Source organism: Enterobacter cloacae complex sp. ECNIH7, from assembly GCF_002208095.1.
GTDB lineage: Bacteria > Pseudomonadota > Gammaproteobacteria > Enterobacterales > Enterobacteriaceae > Enterobacter > Enterobacter cloacae_M.
In genome coordinates, this window is sequence record NZ_CP017990.1 from 3,898,086 (window position 1) to 3,918,156 (window position 20,071).

Sequence of the window (20,071 nt, forward strand, 5' to 3'; positions counted from 1 at the left end):
GGGCTTTTTTATGCCCGTAAGCCTGAAAAACCTGTACAGCCTCCCCTGCCCCGCTGTGCTCATCACAGGGGCGATATTAATCTAAATTTCCCATATCTCGTATGGTTGAAACTTAAGACAACTACATCTAGTATTCCTTTTAGCAATACACACACAACCCGACGCGATGATTCGCGCCACACCCTCATTTTAAATGGAAATACGAATCATGAGCATTATTATTTACACTCGTAACGATTGTGTTCAGTGCCACGCGACCAAACGGGCAATGGAAAGCCGCGGCGTGGCGTTTGAAATGGTGAATGTTGACCAGGTCCCCGAGGCCGCAGATACCCTGCGCAAGCAGGGTTTTCGTCAGCTTCCGGTGGTGGTCGCCGGGGAGACAAGCTGGTCTGGTTTTCGCCCGGACATGATTAACCGCCTGAGCGCTCAGGCCACGCGTGCATGAGCGGGCTGGTCTACTTCTCCAGCAGCTCGGAAAACACGCTCCGCTTTATTGAGCGCGTCGGGCTGCCTGCGGTGCGCATTCCGCTGAACGAGCGGGAGCGGATCCGGGTAGATGAACCGTACATTCTGGTGGTGCCCAGCTATGGCGGAGGCGGCACGGCAGGAGCCGTGCCTCGCCAGGTGATCCGCTTTCTAAACGATCCTCACAACCGCGGGCTGATTCGCGGCGTGATCGCGGCGGGGAATCGCAATTTCGGCGATGCCTTCGGCCGCGCCGGGGATGTCATTTCTCAAAAATGCGGCGTGCCGTATCTCTATCGTTTTGAGCTGATGGGGACGCAGCAGGACGTCGAAAACGTGCGTAAAGGAGTGAACGAATTTTGGCAACGACAACCGCAGAACGGGTGATTCAGGCGACACCGGATTACCATGCATTAAACGCCATGCTTAACCTCTACGATCGTGAGGGACGCATTCAGTTCGAGAAAGATCGTGAGGCGGTGGACGCCTTTTTTGCCGCCCACGTGCGGCCCAACAGCGTGACGTTTGCGAGCCAGAATGAACGTCTCGACTATCTGGTGAACGAGGGCTACTACGACGCGCTTACGCTCACCCGCTACGACCGCGCCTTTGTGGTGAAGCTGTTTGAACGCGCCCACACCAGCGGCTTTCGTTTCCAGACCTTCCTCGGCGCGTGGAAGTACTACACCAGCTACACGCTGAAGACCTTTGACGGCAAGCGCTACTTAGAGAGCTTTGAAGATCGCGTGGTGATGGTGGCGCTGACGCTGGCGCAGGGTGATGAAGCGCTGGCGGAGCAGCTCACCGTGGAGATCCTCTCCGGACGCTTCCAGCCCGCCACGCCGACCTTCCTCAACTGTGGCAAAGCCCAGCGCGGCGAGCTGGTCTCCTGTTTTCTGCTGCGTATCGAAGACAATATGGAGTCGATTGGCCGCGCGGTGAACTCGGCACTGCAGCTTTCCAAACGCGGCGGCGGCGTGGCGTTTCTGCTCTCTAACCTGCGCGAAGCGGGCGCGCCGATCAAGCGCATCGAAAACCAGTCCTCTGGGGTGATCCCGGTGATGAAGATGCTGGAAGATGCCTTCTCCTATGCCAACCAGCTTGGCGCGCGTCAGGGTGCGGGCGCGGTTTATCTGCACGCGCACCACCCGGACATTCTGCGTTTTCTTGATACCAAACGTGAAAACGCCGACGAAAAAATTCGCATCAAAACGCTGTCGCTTGGCGTGGTGATCCCGGATATCACTTTTAAGCTCGCCAAAGAGAATGCCGAGATGGCGCTTTTCTCGCCGTATGACGTTGAGCGAATCTACGGCAAAGCCTTTGGCGACGTGGCCATCAGCGAGCTGTACGACGAGCTGCTGGCCGACGATCGCATCCGCAAAAAAACCATCAATGCCCGCGATTTCTTCCAGACGCTTGCGGAGATCCAGTTTGAGTCCGGCTATCCGTATATCATGTTTGAGGATACGGTGAACCGCGCGAACCCGATTGCCGGGCGCATCAACATGAGCAACCTGTGCTCGGAGATTTTGCAGGTTAACAGCGCGTCTACCTACGACGAAAACCTGGACTACGCGGACATCGGCAAGGATATCTCCTGCAACCTCGGGTCGCTGAATATCGCCCACACCATGGATTCCCCCGACTTTGGCCGCACGATAGAAACCGCCGTTCGCGGGCTGACGGCGGTGTCGGACATGAGCCACATCCGCAGCGTACCGTCTATTGAAGCGGGCAACGCCGCGTCGCACGCCATCGGTCTGGGGCAGATGAACCTGCACGGCTATCTGGCGCGGGAAGGCATCGCCTACGGCAGTCCGGAAGGGCTGGATTTCACCAACCTCTATTTCTACACCATTACCTGGCACGCGCTGCACACCTCGATGATGCTGGCGCGCGAGCGCAGCCAGCGGTTCGCGGGCTTTGAGCACTCCCGTTACGCCAGCGGAGCCTATTTCAGCCAGTATCTTGAAGGCGACTGGCAGCCGAAAACCGAAAAAGTACGCGAACTGTTTGCCCGCGCGGGGATTACCCTGCCGACGCGCGAGATGTGGCAGCAGCTGCGTGACGACGTGATGCGCTACGGCATTTATAACCAGAACCTGCAGGCGGTGCCGCCGACCGGATCGATTTCCTACATCAACCACGCCACGTCGAGCATTCACCCGATCGTGTCGAAGATTGAAATTCGCAAAGAAGGTAAAACCGGTCGCGTCTACTACCCTGCCCCGTTTATGACCAATGAGAACCTAGCGCTGTATCAGGACGCGTATGAGATCGGCCCGGAGAAAATCATCGATACCTACGCGGAGGCAACAAAACATGTGGATCAGGGGCTGTCGCTTACGCTGTTCTTCCCGGACACCGCCACCACGCGGGATATCAACAGAGCGCAGATCTACGCCTGGAAGAAAGGCATCAAAACGCTCTACTACATTCGCCTGCGCCAGCTTGCGCTGGAAGGCACCGAAATCGAAGGCTGCGTGTCCTGCGCGCTGTAAGGAGAAAGGATGAAACTGTCACGCGTGAGTGCCGTTAACTGGAACAAGATTCAGGACGATAAAGATCTGGAGGTGTGGAACCGCCTCACCAGCAACTTCTGGCTGCCGGAAAAGGTCCCGCTCTCCAACGATATTCCGGCCTGGCAAACGCTCGGCCACGCCGAACAGCAGCTGACGATCCGCGTCTTTACCGGCCTGACGCTGCTGGACACCATTCAGAATACCGTCGGTGCACCGGCTCTGATGAGCGACGCGCTGACGCCGCACGAAGAGGCGGTGATGTCGAACATAAGCTTTATGGAGGCGGTGCATGCCCGCTCCTACAGCTCGATTTTCTCGACCCTGTGCCAGACCAAAGACGTGGATGCAGCCTACGCCTGGAGTGAAGAGAGCGAGTCATTACAGAGAAAGGCGGAGCTGGTTCTGGAATATTACCGCGCCGACGAGCCGCTGAAGAAGAAGATCGCCAGCGTGTTCCTGGAATCTTTCCTCTTCTATTCCGGCTTCTGGCTGCCCATGTACTGGTCGAGCCGGGGCAAGCTCACCAACACCGCCGATTTGATTCGGCTCATCATTCGTGATGAAGCGGTGCACGGGTATTACATTGGCTATAAGTATCAGAAAGGACTGGAGAAAGTCAGCGAGGCGAAGCGCGAGGAGCTTAAAGGCTTTGCGCTCGATTTGCTGATGGATCTGTACGACAACGAGTTGAGCTATACAGAGGAACTCTACGCCGGAACCGGCTGGGAGGACGACGTGAAGGCCTTCCTCTGCTACAACGCCAACAAGGCGCTGATGAACCTGGGCTACGACGCGCTGTTCCCGCCGGAGATGGCGGAGGTGAACCCGGCGATTCTGGCCGCGCTGTCGCCCAATGCCGACGAAAACCACGATTTCTTCTCGGGATCGGGCTCATCGTACGTGATGGGCAAAGCGGTGGAAACCGAGGATGAAGACTGGGATTTTTGATGAACGCTAACGTTCGTTAATTTAATATAAACCCAACAATTCCCACTCTAATATTTACAAAACAACTACACTGTAATTTCCACGTCATATTCGCCTGAATCATTCCGGTTCAGGCGAAATTTCACGATGCAGCAGCAAAAAATTGAGAAAAATTCAAATCGCCCTCAGCCCTTTATTCATGGGAAATTCAGCCGTTTCGCTTGCGTCAAAATTTTGCCTTCATCCCGACTCAGGGTTGTCTCAGATTCTCAGTATGTTAGGGTTATGCCCGTTAACAATTTACCATGGTAATCATATCGGCATAAACAAATAACAGGACACTCTCTATTGCATGGCAATTAAATTAGAAGTGAAAAATCTTTATAAAGTATTTGGCGAGCATCCGCAGCGCGCATTCAAATATATTGAGAAAGGCCTTACGAAAGAGCAAATTCTGGAAAAAACCGGGCTATCGCTTGGCGTTAAAGACGCCAGTCTGGCCATTGAAGAAGGCGAGATTTTTGTCATCATGGGATTATCCGGTTCGGGTAAATCCACTATGGTTCGCCTTCTCAATCGCCTGATTGAACCCACCCGCGGACAGGTGCTGATTGACGGCGTGGATATCGCCAGAATATCAGACGCAGAGCTTCGCGAGGTGCGCAGAAAGAAGATTGCAATGGTGTTCCAGTCATTCGCGCTGATGCCGCACATGACGGTGCTGGATAATACCGCTTTCGGCATGGAATTAGCCGGCACGCCGGCTCAGGAACGTCAGGAAAAAGCCCTTGATGCGCTGCGTCAGGTCGGGCTGGAAAATTATGCGCATGCGTATCCGGATGAACTTTCCGGCGGTATGCGTCAGCGCGTGGGATTAGCCCGTGCATTAGCCATTAATCCAGACATATTATTAATGGATGAAGCCTTCTCCGCCCTCGATCCGTTAATTCGTACCGAGATGCAGGACGAGCTGGTAAAATTACAGGCTAAACATCAGCGAACTATTGTCTTTATTTCCCACGATCTGGATGAAGCCATGCGTATTGGCGACCGCATTGCCATTATGCAAAACGGTGAAGTGGTGCAGGTCGGCACGCCGGATGAAATTCTCAATAATCCGGCGAACGATTATGTCCGCACCTTCTTCCGCGGCGTGGATATTAGCCAGGTCTTTAGCGCCAAAGATATTGCCCGTCGAACGCCAAACGGCATTATCCGTAAAACGCCAGGCTTCGGCCCGCGCTCGGCGCTTAAGCTGCTGCAGGACGAAGACCGTGAATACGGATATCTGGTTGAACGCGGCAATAAATTTGTTGGCATTGTCTCCATCGACTCCCTGAAAACGGCTCTCACTGAGAACCAGGGAATCGATGCGGCGTTAATTGACGCTCCGCTTGCCGTGGACGCCGAAACGCCGCTCAGCGAGTTGCTCTCTCACGTAGGCCAGGCGCCGTGCGCCGTGCCGGTCGTCGGTGAGGAACAACAGTACGTCGGCATCATCTCAAAACGGATGCTGCTGCAGGCTTTAGATCGCGAGGGGGCAAACAATGACCGATCAATCTAACCCGTGGGGCACCACTGAGGCAGCGGACAGCGCTGCGCAATCCACCGACGCGTGGGGTTCCACGCCTGCTCCTGCCGATGGCGGCGGCGCGGCAGACTGGCTGAACAGCGCACCCGCGCCTGCGCCAGAACATTTCAACATCATGGATCCGTTTCATAAAACGCTGATCCCGCTGGACAGCTGGGTCACAGAGGGGATCGACTGGGTGGTCACGTACTTCCGTCCGGTCTTCCAGGGGATCCGCGTCCCGGTGGATTACATCCTGAACGGCTTCCAGCAGCTGATGCTGGGCATGCCGGCGCCGGTGGCGATTATCCTGTTCTCCCTGATTGCCTGGCAGTTCGGTAGCGCGGGGATGGGGATCGCCACGCTGATCTCGCTGATTGCCATTGGCGCAATTGGCGCGTGGTCGCAGGCGATGATCACCCTGGCGCTGGTGCTGACCGCCCTACTCTTCTGCATTGTCATCGGCCTGCCGATGGGGATCTGGCTGGCGCGCAGCCCGCGAGCGGCGAAGATTATTCGTCCGCTGCTGGATGCGATGCAGACCACCCCGGCGTTCGTCTATCTGGTGCCTATCGTGATGCTGTTCGGCATCGGCAACGTGCCGGGCGTGGTGGTGACCATTATCTTCGCCCTGCCGCCGATTATTCGTCTGACCATTCTGGGGATTAACCAGGTGCCTGCGGACCTGATCGAAGCGTCACGCTCGTTCGGCGCCAGCCCGCGCCAGATGCTGTTTAAGGTTCAGCTCCCGCTGGCGATGCCAACCATCATGGCGGGCGTTAACCAGACGCTGATGCTGGCCCTGTCGATGGTGGTGATCGCCTCGATGATCGCTGTTGGCGGTCTGGGCCAGATGGTGCTGCGCGGCATTGGCCGTCTCGATATGGGGCTGGCCACCGTCGGCGGCGTCGGCATTGTGATCCTCGCCATTATCCTTGACCGCCTGACCCAGGCCGTCGGTCGTGATTCACGCAGTCGCGGCAACCGTCGCTGGTATACCACCGGCCCTGTCGGGTTACTCACCCGCCCTTTCACGAAATCAAAATAAGGAACAACGATGCGACATAACGTCCTTTTTGCCACAGCGTTTGCCACCCTTGTCTCCACCAGCGCGTTTGCGGCTGACCTGCCTGGCAAAGGCATTACCGTACAGCCGGTGCAGAGCACCATTTCGGAAGAGAGCTTCCAGACTCTGATCGTCAGCCGCGCGCTGGAGAAGCTGGGCTACACGGTTAACACGCCGAGCGAAGTGGACTACAACGTAGGCTACACGTCGATTGCCTCCGGTGACGCCACCTTTACCGCGGTGAACTGGCAGCCGCTGCACGACGACATGTATGCCGCCGCCGGTGGCGACAAGAAGTTCTACCGTGAAGGCACCTTCGTGACGGGCGCGGCGCAGGGGTATCTGATCGACAAGAAAACCGCCGATAAGTACCACATCACCAACATTGAACAGCTGAAAGATCCGAAGATCGCCAAACTGTTCGACACCAACGGCGACGGCAAGGCCGACATGATGGGCTGCTCGCCGGGCTGGGGCTGTGAAGCGGTGATTAACCACCAGAACAAAGCTTTCGATCTGGCGAAAACGGTCGACGTGAGCCACGGCAACTATTCAGCGATGATGGCCGACACCATTGCCCGCTTCAAAGAGGGTAAACCGGTGATCTACTACACCTGGACGCCTTACTGGGTGAGCGACGTGCTGAAGCCGGGCAAAGACGTGGTGTGGCTGCAGGTGCCGTTCTCCTCCCTTCCGGGCGAGCAGAAGGATATCGACACCAAACTGCCGAACGGCATGAACTACGGCTTCCCGGTGAACACCATGCATATCGTGGCCAACAAAGCCTGGGCGGAGAAAAACCCGGCGGCGGCGAAGCTGTTCTCGGTAATGAAGCTGCCGCTGGCGGACATCAATGCCCAGAACGCGATGATGCATGCGGGCAAATCGTCTGAAGCGGATGTGAAAGGCCACGTCGACGGCTGGATCAAAGCCCACCAGCAGCAGTTTGACGGCTGGGTGAAAGAGGCGCTTGAAGCGCAGAAGTAAAACATTTTCCCTCACCCCGGCTCTCTGTTAGCGTTCCCTCTCCCTGTGGGAGAGGGTTAGGGTGAGGGCACCAGACCGCACCATTCACCTAAACCGCACAATACATCACCCAACAATCCCCCACTATTCACAATCATTAGCTATTATGGTTTCCGGAAAAATAATCACTCAACTAACGATTCCTGAAACTAATGACAAAAACAGCTCAAGGGCTTAGCCCCGCACTCATCCTTTTAATGTCCGTGGCAACGGGTCTGGCGGTCGCCAGCAACTATTACGCGCAGCCTCTTCTCGACACCATCGCCCGCGCGTTCAATCTCTCCGCCAGCTCCGCAGGCTTTATCGTTACCGCAGCACAGCTAGGCTATGCCGCCGGGCTGCTGTTCCTGGTGCCGCTCGGCGATATGTTTGAACGCCGAATGCTGATCGTCTCCATGACCCTGCTGGCCGCCGGTGGGATGCTGATCACCGCCAGCAGCCAGTCGCTGACAATGATGATCGTCGGAACCGCGCTTACGGGGCTGTTCTCCGTGGTGGCGCAAATCCTGGTCCCGCTCGCCGCAACCCTCGCCTCCCCGGAAAAACGCGGCAAGGTGGTGGGCACCATCATGAGCGGCCTGCTGCTGGGGATTTTGCTGGCGCGTACCGTTGCAGGGCTGCTGGCAAGCCTCGGCGGCTGGCGCACCGTATACTGGGTGGCGAGCGTGCTGATGGTCATCATGGCGCTGGCGCTGTGGCGCGGGCTGCCAAAAGTGAAGCAGGAAAACCACCTGAACTATCCTCAGCTGCTGGCCTCCGTTTTCAGCCTGTTTACGCAGGACAAGCTTCTGCGCACCCGCGCCCTGCTGGGCTGTTTCACCTTCGCTAACTTCAGCATTCTCTGGACGTCGATGGCGTTTCTGCTGGCCGCGCCGCCGTTCAACTATTCCGAAGGGGTGATTGGCCTGTTCGGTCTGGCCGGCGCCGCAGGCGCGCTGGGCGCGCGTCCCGCTGGCGGGCTGGCCGACAAGGGTAAATCCCACCTGACCACCTCCGCAGGGCTGATTTTACTTCTCCTCTCCTGGGCGGCGATCTGGTACGGACACATCTCGGTGCTGGCGCTGATTGTCGGTATCCTGGTGCTCGATCTCACCGTTCAGGGCGTTCACATCACCAATCAGACCGTCATCTATCGCGTGAAGCCAGAGGCGCGCAACCGCCTGACGGCCGGATACATGACCAGCTACTTCATCGGCGGCGCGGCGGGTTCGCTTGTTTCAGCGTCGGCGTGGCAGCATGCGGGCTGGTCGGGGGTATGCGCGATCGGGGCCATCGTCGCCACCCTCAACCTGCTAGTATGGTGGCGCGGTTATCACCGTCAGGATGCAATTAACTAACATTTACATTGAGTTGGCCTCTTAGGGTGTTAAGAGGCCCTTCACTCTGTTAATGTAAACGTAATCATTTATCCCAGAAATTTTAATGTGGGTGACATATTTACAATCGGCATGAATAGTTCAGACCCCCGTCCTCACATCCTCTCTTCAGCGGGTTCACACCCAACGCTTTCTGTGCTCACCGGGTCACGGACTTACCCGGCGCTTTCTGATGGTGACATAAGTTTGGCGGATATAACCGCACAAATAATTCATTTACATTATTTGTCACTATCGTTACTATATCGGCTGTAATTAATGAGGTTATGCCCAAATGGATAGTTCGTTTACGCCCATTGAACAAATGCTTAAATTCCGCGCCAGTCGCCATGAGGACTTCCCGTATCAGGAAATCCTGCTGACTCGCCTGTGCATGCACATGCAGGGTAAGCTACTGGAAAACCGTAATAAAATGCTGAAAGCTCAAGGGATTAACGAGACGTTGTTTATGGCGTTGATTACGCTGGAGTCTCAGGAAAATCACAGCATTCAGCCTTCCGAACTGAGCTGCGCGCTGGGCTCCTCCCGTACCAATGCGACCCGTATTGCCGATGAACTCGAAAAGCGCGGCTGGATTGAGCGCCGTGAAAGCGACAACGATCGCCGCTGCCTGCATCTGCAACTGACCGATAAAGGTCACCAGTTCCTGCGCGAGGTGCTGCCACCTCAGCACAATTGCCTGCACAAACTCTGGTCTGCCCTCAGCACCGCCGAGCGCGACCAGCTTGAGCACATCACTCGCAAGCTGCTCACCCGTCTGGACCAGATGGATGAAGACGGCGCCGTTCTTGAGGCGCTGCGCTAACGCGACGACACGCTCACCATTCCAGATTCATAAGAAAACCGACAGGCCAGCACGTCACAGTGCTGGCCTTTCTGACAACAGGTCGGCTCAGCCGATGTGAAAATAAGAAGATCGTGGAGAACAACAATGAGCGCAAATGCGGAGAGCACTACCCCGCAGCAACCGGCCAACAAGAAAGGCAAACGTAAGAGCGCCCTTCTTCTGTTGACCTTGCTCTTTATCATTATTGCCGTGGCATATGGGATCTATTGGTTTTTAGTACTGCGTCATGCTGAAGAGACTGACGACGCGTACGTGGCAGGGAACCAGGTACAAATTATGGCGCAGGTGTCGGGCAGCGTGACGAAAGTCTGGGCTGACAATACCGACTTTGTGCAAAAAGGCGATGTGTTGGTGACCCTCGATCCAACCGACGCCCAGCAGGCGTTTGAAAAAGCACAGACCGCGCTGGCCTCCAGCGTCCGTCAGACCCGTCAGCTGATGATCAACAGCAAACAGCTGCAGGCCAACATCGACGTGCAGAAAACGGCGCTGGCGCAGGCGCAGAGCGACCTGAACCGCCGCGTTCCGCTCGGCACCGCCAACCTGATTGGCCGTGAAGAGCTGCAGCATGCCCGCGACGCCGTTGCCAGCGCTCAGGCACAGCTGGATGTAGCCATTCAACAGTACAACGCCAACCAGGCGATGGTGCTGGGCACAAGCCTGGAAAACCAGCCTGCCGTACAGCAGGCGGCGACCGAAGTGCGCAACGCGTGGCTTGCCCTGCAGCGTACCAAAATCGTCAGCCCTATGACCGGCTATGTCTCCCGTCGTTCCGTCCAGCCAGGGGCGCAGATTAGCCCAACCACGCCGCTGATGGCGGTCGTGCCGGCAGACAATCTGTGGGTAGACGCCAACTTTAAAGAGACGCAGCTTGCCCATATGCGTATCGGCCAGAGCGCGACGGTTGTCAGCGACATCTACGGCGATGACGTGAAGTACACCGGTAAAGTGGTTGGTCTGGACATGGGGACCGGCAGCGCTTTCTCCCTGCTGCCTGCGCAAAACGCCACCGGTAACTGGATCAAAGTGGTTCAGCGTCTGCCCGTGCGTATTGAGCTGGATGCCAAACAGCTGGCGGATCACCCGCTGCGTATCGGCCTCTCTACGCTGGTGACGGTCGACACCGCCAACCGCGACGGTCAGATCCTGGCAAGCCAGGTGCGCAGCAGCCCGGCTTATGAAAGTAACGCCCGTGAAATTAGCCTCGATCCGGTCAACAAGCTGATCGATGACATCGTGAAGGCAAACGCCGGTTAATCCGAAGGTGAGCGTTATGCAACAGCAAAAGCCGCAAAAACCGCTGGAAGGCGCGCAGCTGGTCATTATGACCATCGCGCTGTCGCTGGCGACATTCATGCAGGTGCTGGACTCCACCATCGCAAACGTGGCGATCCCGACCATCGCCGGTAACCTTGGCTCGTCGCTGAGCCAGGGGACCTGGGTCATTACCTCGTTTGGGGTGGCAAACGCCATCTCCATTCCGATTACCGGCTGGCTGGCAAAGCGCGTCGGTGAGGTGAAGCTGTTCCTCTGGTCGACGGTATTGTTCGTTCTTGCCTCCTGGGCGTGCGGCATGTCCAGCAGCCTGACGATGCTGATTTTCTTCCGCGTCATTCAGGGGATTGTCGCCGGGCCGTTGATTCCGCTGTCGCAGAGCTTACTGCTGAACAACTACCCGCCCGCCAAGCGCTCGATTGCGCTGGCGCTGTGGTCAATGACCGTGATTGTCGCGCCGATTTGCGGGCCTATCTTAGGCGGTTATATCAGCGACAACTATCACTGGGGCTGGATCTTCTTCATCAACGTACCGATTGGCGCCATCGTGGTAATGCTGACGCTCCAGTCGCTGCGCGGCAGAGAAACCCGGACGGAACAGCGGCGTATCGATGCCATTGGTCTGGCACTGCTGGTTGTCGGCATCGGTAGCCTGCAGGTCATGCTCGACCAGGGCAAAGAGCTGGACTGGTTCAACTCCCGGGAGATCATCATCCTGACGATTGTCGCGGTGGTGTCGCTGAGCTTCCTGATTGTCTGGGAGCTGACGGACGATAACCCGATAGTCGACCTGTCGCTGTTTAAGTCGCGAAACTTCACCATAGGCTGTCTGTGTATCAGCCTCGCCTACATGCTCTACTTCGGCGCGATTGTACTGCTGCCGCAGCTGTTGCAGGAGGTATACGGCTACACCGCAACCTGGGCAGGTTTAGCCTCGGCGCCGGTTGGATTGATTCCGGTTCTGCTGTCGCCGATTATTGGCCGCTTCGCCCACAAGCTCGACATGCGCCGGCTGGTGACGTTCAGCTTTATCATGTACGCCGTGTGCTTCTACTGGCGCGCGTATACGTTCGAACCGGGAATGGACTTTGGCGCGTCCGCGTGGCCGCAGTTTATTCAGGGCTTTGCCGTGGCGTGCTTCTTTATGCCATTGACCACCATCACGCTTTCCGGTTTACCGCCTGAGCGCATGGCGGCAGCATCGAGCCTGTCGAACTTTACGCGAACGCTGGCGGGCTCGATTGGTACGTCGATCACCACCACCCTGTGGACTAACCGTGAATCGATGCACCATGCCCAGCTGACCGAAGCGGTGAACCCGTTCAATCCGAACTCCAGGGAGATGTACAACCAGCTTCAGGGAATGGGTATGACGGAACAGCAGGCGTCAGGGTGGATAGCCCAGCAGATCACCAACCAGGGGCTGATTATCTCGGCCAACGAGATTTTCTGGATATCGGCAGGGATCTTTATCGTCCTGCTGGGGCTGGTGTGGTTTGCTAAACCACCGTTTGGCGCCGGTAGCGGCGGCGGTGGGGCGCACTAGTCCTTTGACAGTTTCCCGGTGGCGCTTCGCTTACCGGGCCTACGAACGTAGGCCGGATAAGGCGTAGCCGCCATCCGGCAAAAAACCGCACCCTGTCCAGAACGCGACAGCGATTGTCAGTTCCGATAAAGCAGCGCTCCTGAAATCAATTCACGATAGTGAAAAGACAACAGGAGCGCATCATGCTGAACACACCCGCCGACAAGTACCAACCCTATCCGACCCTTTTCCTGCCCGACCGCCGCTGGCCGGAGCAACGCATTACCCGCGCGCCGCGCTGGCTCTCAACCGACCTGCGCGACGGCAACCAGGCCCTTGCCGAGCCGATGGACAGCGCCCGCAAGCTGCAGTTCTGGGATCTGCTGCTGGGCTGCGGATTCAAAGAGATTGAGGTCGCCTTCCCATCCGCCTCGCAGACGGATTTCAACTTTGTTCGCCAGCTGATTGAAGAGAACCGCATTCCGGATGACGTCACGATTCAGGTATTAACCCAGGCGCGGGAAGATCTCATCCATCGCACTTTTGAATCCCTGCTCGGCGCGAAGCAGGCTACCGTGCATCTGTATAACGCCACCGCCCCGCTGTTCCGCCGCCTGGTATTCGGCATGGAGAAAGCGCAAGTCGTCGAGCTGGCGACGCGATCCACGCGGCTTATTCGTCATCAGTGTGAAGAGAATCCGGACACCAGCTGGCAGTATGAGTATTCCCCGGAGACCTTCTGCTTTACCGAGCCGGAGTTTGCGCTGGAGATTTGTGAAGCCGTGGCGGAGATCTGGCAGCCGTGCGACGAACGGCCCATGGTGATCAACTTACCGGCAACCGTCGAAGTGAGCACGCCGAACGTCTATGCCGACCAGATCGAGTATTTCTGTCGCCACTTCAGCCGCCGCCGGGATGTCTGCATCAGCGTACATCCGCATAACGACCGCGGTACCGGCGTCGCCAGCGCCGAGCTGGCCGTGATGGCGGGGGCAGACCGCGTGGAGGGCTGTCTGTTTGGTAACGGCGAGCGCACGGGCAACGTCTGCCTGGTGACGCTGGCGATGAACCTCTACAGCCAGGGCATCAGCCCGAATCTCGACTTTAGCGATATGAACCGGGTCGTGGAAGTGGTGGAAGCCTGCAACCAGCTGCCGGTGCATCCGCGCCACCCGTGGGCAGGCCGGCTGGCCTATACCGCCTTCTCCGGCTCGCACCAGGATGCGATCAAAAAAGGCTTTGATGCCCGCAGGCCTGGCGATCGCTGGGAGATGCCGTATCTGCCCGTCGATCCGCAGGACATCGGCTGCACCTACGAAGCGGTGATCCGCGTGAACAGCCAGTCAGGGAAAAGCGGCAGCGCGTGGCTCATCGAACAGAATCATGGCCTGAAATTACCCCGCGCCCTGCAGCAGGATTTCAGCCAGCACGTGCAGCAGGAAACCGATCGCCACGGAAAAGAGATGACGCAGAATGCGCTGTGGCAGCTGTTCCGCACCCGCTACGGCCTGGTAGCCACGCCGCAGTTTGCGCTGCAATCCTACCGCAGCGACAGCCAGCAGGACGGCCAGCTGCGTTTGACGGCAAGCATCGCTACGCAGGGGGGAACGCGTCAGCTGGAAGGTCAGGGTAACGGTCTGCTCTCCGCCGCCGCTCACGGCCTGAGCCGCTGGGTCAACGCCCCGTTCGTGATTAAGGATTATCACGAGCATACGTTAGGCGAACGTAGCGACAGCCGGTCGGTGGCCTACATCCGCTGCCTGTTCCAGGACGGCAGCAGCCGCTGGGGCGTGGGCATCGACAGCGACGTGGCGCGCGCGTCGCTTCAGGCGCTCTTCAATGCCGTCAGTCGTTCTTAAAGTAATCGCTGGGTGAGACGCCCATCACCCGGCGAAACATTGCCGTAAAGGCGCTGTGGCTGCCGTAACCCAGATCCAGCGCCACGCGCAGCACTGGCTGGCCCTGCGCCAGCCGCACTAAGGCTTCTAGCAGGCGCGCCCTTCTCAACCACTCGCCATAGCTTAATCCCGTCTGCTGCTGAAAATGGCGGTTCAGGGTGCGTTCGCTCATGTTCATCATGCTCGCGGCCTGCGCGCTGCCCCAACTCTCCCCCGCGTTTTGCCGGATTAGCAGACACAGGTGGCGTAACGCCTCGCTTTCCGGCTCCGGCAGATGAAACGGCAGCACCGGCATGGTGCGGATTTCATCGAGAATAAGCTCATAGACGCGTTCATCCCGGCTGCCGGGCGAGTACGATTCAGGTAAAGCAAGAGAGACGAGGATCAGCTCGCGCAGCAGCGGCGCGATCTGCACGATCTGACAGGAGGCCGGGAGATCGGCCCGCGCCAGCGGATCGATGAACAGCGTTCGCGCCGCCACGTTGCCGGTGATGCGAAGCGAGTGGCGAGTCCCCGCCGGTAGCCAGACGCCGCGACCCGGAGGAACAACCCAACAGCCCGATGCGGTATCAACCCGTACCACGCCGCTCAGGGTGTGCAACAGCTGCGCGCAGTCGTGCTCATGCCACGGCTCGCTGTCACCATGAACGTAATCATGGGCGAACGGAACGAGGGGACGATGGGTAAAGGAGAACGTTGCGGTTGTGGTCATGGGGTTGAACCACCCTCACCCTACCCTCTCCCTTAGGGAGAGGGAAAAGGTGCACTAGATGTGCAGTTCCTGCAGTTTTTCTTTTGGCAGGGCCAGCTCTTCGTTGCTGTTAACGCGAACATCACGCTCGATGATGTGACGCGCGATTTCCTGCGCTTCTTCCAGAGAGTGCATCTGGTAAGTACCGCACTGGTAAACGTTCAGCTCAGGGATCTGGTTCTGCTCTTTCACCTTCAGCACGTCTTCCATCGCCGCTTTCCACGCATCAGCGACGCGTTTCTCTTCCGGCTGGCCAATCAGGCTCATGTAGAAACCGGTACGGCAGCCCATAGGGGAGATGTCGATGATCTCAACGCCGTTGCCGTTCAGATGGTCACGCATGAAACCGGCGAACAGGTGTTCCAGGGTATGAATGCCTTTCTCTGGCATCACTTCTTTATTTGGCACGCAGAAACGCAGATCGAAGACGGTGATCGTGTCGCCGTGCGGGGTGTGCATGGTCTTCGCCACGCGTACTGCAGGTGCTTCCATACGGGTATGGTCGACAGTAAAGCTATCTAATAACGGCATACGTCACCTCCGACAGTGATTTTTTTTAAAATAAACTGAACTCTTCTACAGAATGCACGTCTGAGTATATGAAAGACGCGCATTTGTTATCATCATCCCTGAATTCAGAGATGTATATTTTGGCCACAGCGATGTGGCCTTTTTCTTTTCTGCTTAAGACTGCTTCGCCAGAAACGCCTCAAACGACTCGGTATCCGCCGCTTCAACCTCTTTCTGACGCACCACGGACGCATCGCGTTCCGCGGCAAAATCTGCTTCGCTCAGCACTTCTAACGGCTCCTGCATCAGCATCTCACGATACTCCGCTGAGAGTGAACGCCCCGTGCCGCCAATGCCCTGATCGATCATAGAACGCAGAATACGCGCTGAGAACGTCAGTTCCGGATTATCAAAACACTCCACCAGCTGGTCGCAGATCTGTTGATACGCGTCGCCGCCGTCAATGCTGTCCATTGTGCGGGCAACACGCTTCAGATCGCGGAACAGATCTTTGCCGACTTTGGTCAGCGGGAACTGTGCCGTTTCGCAGCCAATACCCAACGTCAGGCCCGGCTTACGCCCTTCCAGAATCACGCGATTCCAGTTTGTACGGGTACAGAGCAGTTCGTCTGAACTCATTTCCGGCGCATCCGCCAGCACGCACCAGACCATAAACAGATCCAGGAAGCGAATCTGCTGCTCATCAACGCCAATCGGTGAGAACGGGTTGATATCCAGCGAACGCACTTCAATGTATTCGATCCCGCCGCGCTGCAGCGCATCCGACGGGGTTTCACCGCTGCGCGTTACGCGCTTAGGACGAATAGGCGCATACAGCTCGTTTTCAATCTGCAGCACATTGCTGTTGATTTGCAGGCGCTTGCCGTCTTTTTCGAGGCCGATTTTCTCGTACTCTTCCGACGGGGTTTTGATCGCCCGCTTCAATCCTGCCACATATTCGTGCAATTCGTTAAACGTAATACCGAGATTGCTTTGCGATTTATTGGTATAACCGAGATCGCTCAGGCGCAGAGAGGTGGCGTACGGGAGATAGTACATTCCGCACTCGGTCTTCTCGAACGGCAGCGTGGTCGGTTTCCCCTGCAGGAACGAAGAACAGATCGCCGGGGAGGCCCCAAACAGATACGGGATCACCCAGCCGAAACGGTAATAGTTGCGGATCAGGCGGAAGTAGCCTTCAGAGATCGCGTCTTTATCCGTTTCACCGCATTTCGCCTGCCAGAACGCCATTGGCAGCGAGAAGTTATAATGCACGCCCGAGATCGTCTGCATCAACGCGCCGTAGCGGTTTTTCAGCCCTTCGCGATAGAGCGTTTTCAGCCGGCCGATATTTGACGTGCCGTACTGCGCCAGCTCAATCTCCTGGCCCTGCTCGATATAGCACGGCATGCTGAGGGGCCACATACGTTCGTCGCCCATGTTGCGCGCGGTGTAGCGATGGATATCGCGCATGATCGTCAGCATATGATCAATATCACCCTCTACTGGCGTGATGAACTCCAGCAGTGCCTCAGCGAAATCGGTTGTGATCCATTTATGTGTCAGCGCCGAGCCTAACGCCTTCGGGTGACCCGTCGTCGCTAAGCTACCGTCCGCGTTAACGCGCAGCGTTTCACGCTCAAGACCACGCTGAATACCCTTCAATGCCTGAGGGTGGTTTTCCAGCCAGGCCAGCGCCTGAGATACGTCCGGGATCAAATTGACCTCCCGCCTGTCAAAGTAATGTTACTCAGCATAATTGTAATGGTTGACGATTGAAGGTCGCGTATTCATTCCACCAATTAGTGCCACCACGTCATACCCTGTAGTGTTGCCCACGCCACGAGAACATAGCGCAACGCCTTGCCAAGGCACAAAAAAAAGAGCACCGGTCCCCAGGAGATGCGCATCCATCCCGCCAGCAGACACAGTAAATCGCCTATTACAGGCATCCAGCTTAATAACAGCGTGGCAGCGCCATAGCGTTTTAGCCAGTCGACTGCCTTTTCCTGCCAGCGCGATTTTTCGCGCAGCGGAAAGAAACGCCCAAGAATAACGTTAGTCAGCCCTCCAAGGCTATTACCCATTGTTGCTATTAATACAAGCAGCCAGGGCTGACTCACGCCGGACAACAGCATCGCCACCAGCACCACTTCCGAATTTCCCGGTAACAGCGTGGCGCTTAAAAAACTGCTGGCGAATAATGAAGCAAGTGACAGCGCGTCACTCACAGTAAGCGCACATCCACCGCATCCATTCCGGCATCACGCGCGGCCTGAATGCCGAAATCGGCGTCTTCAAAAACGACACATTTTGCCGCCGGGACGCCCATTAATTCTGCGCAAAGCAGGAAGGTGTCCGGTGCGGGCTTGTGATGTTTAACATGATCGGCGGCGACCACCGCAGAAAAATAGTGGCGCAGGCCAAGATGATTGAGCAAAGCTTCTGCAATCGAGCTTTCACTGCCTGTTCCTACCGACATCGGGCGGCACCCGTGCCACTCTTTTACCACATCAATCAGCGGCAGAGGGCGTACGGTATCTAAAAGCATGGCTTTTACCGCATCGGTTTTTTCGCGCGCGAGCAGATGCGGGTCGAGATCGGCCTGATTCAGTTCAATCACGGCCTGCGCAATACGCCAGGTGGGGGATCCGTTGAGGGCAATCATCGCCTGAAGATCGAAACGCATTCCGTAGCGGCCCAGGACGTCAGTCCAGGCTTGACGATGCGTGGGTTCGGTATCCAGGAGAGTGCCGTCCATATCGAAGATCAAACCGTCATACTGTGCGTACATCGTGCTCTCGCTAAACGATTAACAAAGCATTACTTTATCGTAAATGGTGATTTTTGTCGCTGATTGAGAGTGTGATTGCTGACGGAACGTCGAAGGAATAAACAAAGAAGGAGAAGATGGTGCATCCGGGAGGATTCGAACCTCCGACCGCTCGGTTCGTAGCCGAGTACTCTATCCAGCTGAGCTACGGATGCATCAGGGAATTACTTTCAGAAATAATAATGGTGCATCCGGGAGGATTACTCGGCTGCGCCTCGCCCTGCGGGCCGTTGCTGAAGCAACGTTATCCTCCCTGGTGCTCGCGATTAACTCGCAGACCTTGAAACAACAGCGTGGCTATTATCTCGGAGAAGATGGTGCATCCGGGAGGATTCGAACCTCCGACCGCTCGGTTCGTAGCCGAGTACTCTATCCAGCTGAGCTACGGATGCATCAGGGTACTGCTTTCAGAAATAGTAAATGGTGCATCCGGGAGGATTACTCGGCTGCGCCTCGCCCTGGGGCCGTTGCTAAAGCAACGTTATCCTCCCTGGTGCTTACGATTAACTCGTAGACCTTGAAACAACAGCATCGCTGTTATCTCGGAGAATATGGTGCATCCGGGAGGATTCGAACCTCCGACCGCTCGGTTCGTAGCCGAGTACTCTATCCAGCTGAGCTACGGATGCATCGGGATTTACTACTGTACTGCTCGATATTCATATCACTTCTAAAGCAATATGAAGTAATAGATGGTGCATCCGGGAGGATTCGAACCTCCGACCGCTCGGTTCGTAGCCGAGTACTCTATCCAGCTGAGCTACGGATGCAAAATGGCGGTGAGGCGGGGATTCGAACCCCGGATGCAGCTTTTGACCGCATACTCCCTTAGCAGGGGAGCGCCTTCAGCCTCTCGGCCACCTCACCACACAACGCCTCTTTCGAGTGCTTCGAGTTACTCGTTAAGAGCTTCTCGTCGCTGCGTGGCGCATATATTACTTTCTGGGACTTATAAGTCAAACAATTTTCCAAAAGCTTTTATCGTTTGCACAAATCACACGCAATTTGCATGTAAAAGCCGCAAAGAGGGTGTTTTATAAGCGGATTTTGCAGGCATCTTCACAGAAAACCTTTGCAGAAATGGCGGCGTAAGGGCGAGTTTAGGGTAACGGAGTGGTTAAAAAGAGAGCGTTTGAAATTAAACGGTAACGTTGAGCAGGAAAAATGACAGGAGGGTTGCGTCTCGCCCGACAGCGAGACGCGACAATATCAGTAACTGGACTGCTGGGATTTTTCAGCCTGGATACGCTGGTAGATCTCTTCACGGTGGACAGATACTTCTTTAGGAGCGTTAACACCAATACGTACCTGGTTACCCTTTACCCCTAAAACTGTCACGGTGACCTCATCCCCAATCATGAGGGTCTCACCAACTCGACGAGTCAGAATCAGCATTCTTTGCTCCTTGAAAGATTAAAAGAGTCGGGTCTCTTGTATCCCGGCATTATCCATCATATAACGCCAAAAAGTAAGC

General features: G+C 56.5%; 18 protein-coding genes and 5 tRNA genes. 12 read left to right on the forward strand and 11 right to left on the reverse strand.

The features are described 5' to 3' along the window. The first annotated feature begins 208 nt into the window (after nt 1-208). The 12 genes from nrdH to leuA all read left to right on the forward strand — a co-directional run bounded on the left by nrdH (nt 209) and on the right by leuA (nt 14,464). Nucleotides 209-448, forward strand: coding sequence for a glutaredoxin-like protein NrdH (gene nrdH / locus WM95_RS19265; protein ID WP_023308925.1), 240 nt, complete (start codon nt 209-211; stop codon nt 446-448). Further along, a complete protein-coding gene (gene nrdI, locus WM95_RS19270; RefSeq protein WP_023308926.1) occupies nt 445-855 on the forward strand; it encodes a class Ib ribonucleoside-diphosphate reductase assembly flavoprotein NrdI in 411 nt (136 codons plus the stop codon). The genes nrdH and nrdI overlap by 4 nt, the downstream gene beginning before the upstream one ends. After that, the gene (nrdE, locus tag WM95_RS19275) at nt 828-2,972 is read left to right on the forward strand and encodes a class 1b ribonucleoside-diphosphate reductase subunit alpha (RefSeq protein WP_063409817.1); all 2,145 of its coding nucleotides are present in this window, start codon (nt 828-830) and stop codon (nt 2,970-2,972) included. The genes nrdI and nrdE overlap by 28 nt, the downstream gene beginning before the upstream one ends. 9 nt (nt 2,973-2,981) lie before the next feature. Continuing rightward, the gene (gene nrdF / locus WM95_RS19280) at nt 2,982-3,941 is read left to right on the forward strand and encodes a class 1b ribonucleoside-diphosphate reductase subunit beta (protein WP_023333169.1); all 960 of its coding nucleotides are present in this window, start codon (nt 2,982-2,984) and stop codon (nt 3,939-3,941) included. A 331-nt stretch (nt 3,942-4,272) separates the two neighbouring features. Continuing rightward, the gene (gene proV, locus WM95_RS19285; RefSeq protein ID WP_032660399.1) at nt 4,273-5,484 is read left to right on the forward strand and encodes a glycine betaine/L-proline ABC transporter ATP-binding protein ProV; all 1,212 of its coding nucleotides are present in this window, start codon (nt 4,273-4,275) and stop codon (nt 5,482-5,484) included. Continuing rightward, entirely contained in the window at nt 5,468-6,538 is a 1,071-nt protein-coding gene (proW, locus tag WM95_RS19290; RefSeq protein ID WP_088544961.1) for a glycine betaine/L-proline ABC transporter permease ProW, read from the forward strand. The genes proV and proW overlap by 17 nt, the downstream gene beginning before the upstream one ends. Nucleotides 6,539-6,547: 9 nt before the next feature. Next, complete coding sequence (proX, locus tag WM95_RS19295) at nt 6,548-7,543, forward strand: glycine betaine/L-proline ABC transporter substrate-binding protein ProX (protein ID WP_023308931.1); 996 nt, start codon at nt 6,548-6,550, stop codon at nt 7,541-7,543. Between the two features lie 191 nt (nt 7,544-7,734). Next, entirely contained in the window at nt 7,735-8,919 is a 1,185-nt protein-coding gene (locus tag WM95_RS19300) for an MFS transporter (protein WP_063408781.1), read from the forward strand. Nucleotides 8,920-9,232: 313 nt separating this feature from the next. Then, nucleotides 9,233-9,763: a transcriptional repressor MprA gene (gene mprA, locus WM95_RS19305; protein ID WP_023308933.1), complete on the forward strand. Its 531-nt coding sequence runs from the start codon at nt 9,233-9,235 to the stop codon at nt 9,761-9,763. Between the two features lie 126 nt (nt 9,764-9,889). Further along, complete coding sequence (gene emrA / locus WM95_RS19310) at nt 9,890-11,062, forward strand: multidrug efflux MFS transporter periplasmic adaptor subunit EmrA (protein WP_023308934.1); 1,173 nt, start codon at nt 9,890-9,892, stop codon at nt 11,060-11,062. A 16-nt stretch (nt 11,063-11,078) separates the two neighbouring features. After that, nucleotides 11,079-12,626: a multidrug efflux MFS transporter permease subunit EmrB gene (gene emrB / locus WM95_RS19315; protein WP_045357562.1), complete on the forward strand. Its 1,548-nt coding sequence runs from the start codon at nt 11,079-11,081 to the stop codon at nt 12,624-12,626. 182 nt (nt 12,627-12,808) lie between these two features. Continuing rightward, on the forward strand, nt 12,809-14,464 hold the full coding sequence (leuA, locus tag WM95_RS19320) for a 2-isopropylmalate synthase (RefSeq protein ID WP_063408782.1): 1,656 nt from the start codon (nt 12,809-12,811) through the stop codon (nt 14,462-14,464). Here leuA and WM95_RS19325 read toward each other — a convergent pair. The 11 genes from WM95_RS19325 to csrA form a co-directional block, all read right to left on the reverse strand. Then, entirely contained in the window at nt 14,451-15,215 is a 765-nt protein-coding gene (locus tag WM95_RS19325; RefSeq protein ID WP_063408783.1) for an AraC family transcriptional regulator, read from the reverse strand. The two genes, leuA and WM95_RS19325, sit on opposite strands and share 14 nt — an antisense overlap. Before the next feature lie 54 nt (nt 15,216-15,269). Then, nucleotides 15,270-15,785, reverse strand: a complete 516-nt coding sequence (gene luxS / locus WM95_RS19330; RefSeq protein WP_008499539.1) for an S-ribosylhomocysteine lyase — start codon at nt 15,783-15,785, stop codon at nt 15,270-15,272. 153 nt (nt 15,786-15,938) lie between these two features. Next, a complete protein-coding gene (gene gshA / locus WM95_RS19335) occupies nt 15,939-17,483 on the reverse strand; it encodes a glutamate--cysteine ligase (RefSeq protein WP_023308938.1) in 1,545 nt (514 codons plus the stop codon). Between the two features lie 83 nt (nt 17,484-17,566). After that, nucleotides 17,567-17,995 carry a YqaA family protein gene (locus tag WM95_RS19340; RefSeq protein ID WP_023308939.1) on the reverse strand — a complete coding sequence of 143 codons (429 nt, stop codon included), beginning with the start codon at nt 17,993-17,995 and terminating at the stop codon, nt 17,567-17,569. Further along, the gene (gene yqaB / locus WM95_RS19345; RefSeq protein ID WP_063408784.1) at nt 17,992-18,558 is read right to left on the reverse strand and encodes a fructose-1-phosphate/6-phosphogluconate phosphatase; all 567 of its coding nucleotides are present in this window, start codon (nt 18,556-18,558) and stop codon (nt 17,992-17,994) included. Before yqaB ends, WM95_RS19340 begins: the two co-directional genes overlap by 4 nt. A gap of 117 nt (nt 18,559-18,675) precedes the next feature. Next, nucleotides 18,676-18,752, reverse strand: a tRNA-Arg gene (locus WM95_RS19350). A gap of 160 nt (nt 18,753-18,912) precedes the next feature. Next, nucleotides 18,913-18,989 (reverse strand) — tRNA-Arg (locus tag WM95_RS19355). A 160-nt stretch (nt 18,990-19,149) separates the two neighbouring features. Further along, nucleotides 19,150-19,226: transfer RNA gene (locus WM95_RS19360), tRNA-Arg, on the reverse strand. 64 nt (nt 19,227-19,290) lie between these two features. Continuing rightward, nucleotides 19,291-19,367, reverse strand: a tRNA-Arg gene (locus WM95_RS19365). Between the two features lie 4 nt (nt 19,368-19,371). Further along, nucleotides 19,372-19,464 (reverse strand) — tRNA-Ser (locus WM95_RS19370). 342 nt (nt 19,465-19,806) lie between these two features. Then, a complete protein-coding gene (csrA, locus tag WM95_RS19375) occupies nt 19,807-19,992 on the reverse strand; it encodes a carbon storage regulator CsrA (RefSeq protein ID WP_000906486.1) in 186 nt (61 codons plus the stop codon). Nucleotides 19,993-20,071 lie beyond the last annotated feature (79 nt).

What these genes read in the sequence shown, in the direction of transcription:
- yqaB (WP_063408784.1), bottom strand. Translation starts at nt 18,558, where the DNA reads ATGTACGCACAGTATGACGGTTTGATCTTCGATATGGACGGCACTCTC.
- luxS (WP_008499539.1), bottom strand. Translation starts at nt 15,785, where the DNA reads ATGCCGTTATTAGATAGCTTTACTGTCGACCATACCCGTATGGAAGCA.
- nrdF (WP_023333169.1), top strand. Translation starts at nt 2,982, where the DNA reads ATGAAACTGTCACGCGTGAGTGCCGTTAACTGGAACAAGATTCAGGAC.
- emrA (WP_023308934.1), top strand. Translation starts at nt 9,890, where the DNA reads ATGAGCGCAAATGCGGAGAGCACTACCCCGCAGCAACCGGCCAACAAG.
- csrA (WP_000906486.1), bottom strand. Translation starts at nt 19,992, where the DNA reads ATGCTGATTCTGACTCGTCGAGTTGGTGAGACCCTCATGATTGGGGAT.
- nrdH (WP_023308925.1), top strand. Translation starts at nt 209, where the DNA reads ATGAGCATTATTATTTACACTCGTAACGATTGTGTTCAGTGCCACGCG.
- leuA (WP_063408782.1), top strand. Translation starts at nt 12,809, where the DNA reads ATGCTGAACACACCCGCCGACAAGTACCAACCCTATCCGACCCTTTTC.
- emrB (WP_045357562.1), top strand. Translation starts at nt 11,079, where the DNA reads ATGCAACAGCAAAAGCCGCAAAAACCGCTGGAAGGCGCGCAGCTGGTC.
- proW (WP_088544961.1), top strand. Translation starts at nt 5,468, where the DNA reads ATGACCGATCAATCTAACCCGTGGGGCACCACTGAGGCAGCGGACAGC.
- nrdI (WP_023308926.1), top strand. Translation starts at nt 445, where the DNA reads ATGAGCGGGCTGGTCTACTTCTCCAGCAGCTCGGAAAACACGCTCCGC.
- mprA (WP_023308933.1), top strand. Translation starts at nt 9,233, where the DNA reads ATGGATAGTTCGTTTACGCCCATTGAACAAATGCTTAAATTCCGCGCC.
- proX (WP_023308931.1), top strand. Translation starts at nt 6,548, where the DNA reads ATGCGACATAACGTCCTTTTTGCCACAGCGTTTGCCACCCTTGTCTCC.
- proV (WP_032660399.1), top strand. Translation starts at nt 4,273, where the DNA reads ATGGCAATTAAATTAGAAGTGAAAAATCTTTATAAAGTATTTGGCGAG.
- WM95_RS19300 (WP_063408781.1), top strand. Translation starts at nt 7,735, where the DNA reads ATGACAAAAACAGCTCAAGGGCTTAGCCCCGCACTCATCCTTTTAATG.
- WM95_RS19325 (WP_063408783.1), bottom strand. Translation starts at nt 15,215, where the DNA reads ATGACCACAACCGCAACGTTCTCCTTTACCCATCGTCCCCTCGTTCCG.